The following is a 3,128-nucleotide window of genomic DNA, read 5'->3' as shown; positions in this document are numbered from 1 at the left end:
GAAACTCGGGAGCGCCCCGGATGCTCAGTGTTCAGACATCACCCGTGACGACGGATAAACCCCTTGCGATCGATGCCGGCCAGCTGCGTGACGTGTCCGCGCCGGTGGCGCACCGTCATAGGCTGCAGGCTCCGAGCTGGAACCACCGTGCCCCGCTGCTCGACGGATTCATGCACCTCACGGAGATCCAGCCGGGGATGCTCCTGCGCGTGGCCGACGTCCACGACCGCTATGACCTGACCAGCCGCGCCGAGCTGCCCGCCGGCGTAAAGATCGCACTGGTGCTCGACGGCAACGCGCACGTGCGCTTCGGCGGACGTGCCATCACCCTGGGCAGGGACGAGCCCGCCACCGACCGTGCCGTGGCGGTGACGCTGGCACGGCCGGAGCGGTTCGTGCGCAACGGCCGCGCCGGCGGCCACGAGCGCACGGTCACATTGACGCTCACACCCGCCTGGCTGGCGGCCAACGGCTACGCGTGGCAACCGGACCCCCGGACCCCACCGCATCTGACCCGATGGACACCGTCGCCCGGACTGCTCGGCCTGCTGGAGGGCGTTATCGACCCGGGCGTACTCAGCGCACCGCCGCGCACCCGCCAGCTGCGGCTCACTGGCGCGGCGCTGAGCCTCGCGGGAGAGGCGCTGGCGGCGGCGTTCGACGGTGTCACCGCCACCGGTACGGAAGCACCGGTGACGAGCGACCGGCGCCTGCGGCGACTGATACGGCTGATCGATGGGGGCGCCGAACTGCCATCGACGCAGGCGCGCCTGGCGGCGCGGCTCGGCATGAGCCTGAGCAGCCTCCAGCGCCAGTTCCGCAGCCACTACGGCATGCCGCTGGGGCGCTACCTACGTCGTCGGCGACTGGCGGCCGCCGGCGAGGCGATACGCCAGAGGGGCATGAACATGGAGACAGCGGCGAACCTGGCGGGCTACACGAGCGCCGCCAACTTCGCCACTGCATTCAGGCGGGAATTCGGCATGCCCCCGAGCCGCTGCCGGGGGGCGCTGCAGGCGGATTGAGTCGACCGTGTCCCGGCAGCGCCGTCGGGGACGGCACTGCCGGGAACGGCCGGGCATGCGCGGCATCAGCCGGTGCGGAACCGGCCCATCAGCCCCTCGAGCTCGCTGGCGAGGCGGGCGAGCTCGTCGCTGGCGGTGGACACCTGGCCGGCACCGGTGGCCGTACGGCCGGAGATCTCGCTGATCTCGGTGATATTGCGGTTGATCTCCTCGATGGTGCTGCTCTGCTCCTCGGCCGCGGAGGCGATCTGCGAGGTCATGTCACTGATGCTCTGGATACCGGCGGTCACGGTCTCCAGCTGCTCGCCACAGCCGCGCACCATGGTCACGGTCTCGCCGCTCTGCTGACGCCCGGTCTCCATCAGCTGCGAGGATTCCCGCGCGCCGCTCTGCACCCGCTCGATGATATCGCGGATCTCGTTGGTGGAATCCTGAGTACGCGTGGCGAGCGTGCGCACCTCCTCGGCCACCACGGCGAAGCCGCGGCCGTGCTCGCCGGCGCGGGCGGCCTCGATGGCGGCATTGAGGGCGAGCAGGTTGGTCTGCTCGGCCACGGCATTGATGACATCCAGAACCGTGCCAATCTGCTCGGCGTCCGCCGTGAGGCGCGAGACGCCCTCGCCGGTACGGTCGAGCTGACGGGCGAGTTCCTCGACGGTGGTCACCGTGCGCTCCATGGTCGCGGCCATATCATTGGCCTCGCGGGTCGCCTCACCGGCGGATTCCGCCGCCTCACCCACGTTGCGCGCCACCTCCTGGACCGTCGCGGTCATCTCGTTGGTCGCGGTACCGACCTGATCCGTGGCGTCGTGCTGCGCATCGACGTTGCTCTGCGTCTCACGGCTGGTCGATGCCAGCTCCTCCGCCGCGGAGGAGAGCTGCTTGGTGGTGTCCGCCGCGCGGCTGACCATTTCGTTGAGCGTACCCAGGAAATCGTCGATCCGGTCCGAGAGCCTGCCGATCTCGTCCCGGGCCGGGTTCGCGAGGCGGATCGTGAGGTCGCCCTCGCCGCTGGAGAGATCTTCCACACGGGCCGACATCGCCTGAAGCGGCTTGAGCACACTCCGCGGCAGAACGATGAGGATGGCGACACAGACCGCCAGCCCGATGAGCAGCGCCGTGGTCAGCGTGATACGGCTGCTCACCGCGTCCGCCTCGACCTGCGCAGACAGCTCGGCGGCCATGTCGTTGACCCTTCCGGTCATCTGGTCGAGCTGGTTACGGGCGGTGTCGAACTGCTCGGCGCCGTCCCCGCTCGCGAGCCGGACCGCCTCGTCGGCGCGTCCGTCATCCACGAGGCTCCGGACACGACTGTTGATCTCCGCCCAGCGGTCGATCTCCTTGTCGAACTGCGCCGCGAGCTTCGCCGCCCGGGGGTCACCGAGCAGCTCTGCGGCCCTGGCCACGCGCTCACGGGCCTGGGTCAGGTTTTCGGCCTGCACCGCACGCTGCTCCTTGCGCTCCTGGGCGTTACCGGCCTGCAGGGCCCGCCGCTGCGCAATCAGGGACTGGTGAAGGTCACGGTCGGCCTCCAGGACCCGGGACCCGCCGGGCATGAGCTCGCCGGAATAGATCCGTGCGTCGTGAGCGAAAGTGCCGAGCAGCGACATGGAGAGGCCGGCCACGACCACGAGTATGAGAGTGAGCACGGCAACGGGGACGCCGAGCTTCCAGCGGAAAGACAGGTCACGCAACCAACGCATCGGTGCATTCCTCTAACGGGTAGTTCATGTTTGATAAAGCCCTTGCCGTCCCTGTCGTTTGTTTTTTATCCAGGTCGTCCCATTCCCCAATACGGTTATCGGCATCGTCGCACCACACGTTAGGGCCGACTTCGTTCCGGCAGCGCTTGAGGCCTCCCGCCGCAGAGTGATGGGTCACACACCGCCCACGTCTTACTGCCCGGGACAGCCAGCAAACGGGCAACCGGCACGCTTCCCGCCCCGACCACCGTGACCGGCAGTGCCCGCGGTGATACATTCCGCCATCACGCGTGCGGCGGTTGCCGGACGCCCGATCCCATGGGACTGCAATTCGCACGCGCCTGCTGACAAGGCACCGGCGGGCGATCGCCCCCGCACACGGGAGACCGTTCGGCGGCGG

The 3,128-nt window shown here is 69.1% G+C and carries 2 protein-coding genes; one reads left to right on the top strand and one right to left on the bottom strand.

All coding sequences use genetic code 11. The features are described from left to right. Window positions 1-1,025 (top strand): AraC family transcriptional regulator (locus G7A99_RS09240; RefSeq protein WP_205599781.1); only part of this gene is annotated, 1,025 nt, incomplete at its 5' end. Window positions 1,026-1,090: 65 nt separating this feature from the next. Here G7A99_RS09240 and G7A99_RS09235 read toward each other — a convergent pair. After that, window positions 1,091-2,728, bottom strand: a complete 1,638-nt coding sequence (locus tag G7A99_RS09235) for a methyl-accepting chemotaxis protein (RefSeq protein ID WP_163139689.1) — start codon at window positions 2,726-2,728, stop codon at window positions 1,091-1,093. Window positions 2,729-3,128: the final 400 nt, after the last annotated feature.

This window comes from Arhodomonas sp. KWT (assembly GCF_010993615.1).
This window is presented reverse-complemented; position numbering and strand designations above follow the sequence as displayed.

What these genes read in the sequence shown, in the direction of transcription:
- G7A99_RS09235 (WP_163139689.1), bottom strand. Translation starts at nt 2,728, where the DNA reads ATGCGTTGGTTGCGTGACCTGTCTTTCCGCTGGAAGCTCGGCGTCCCC.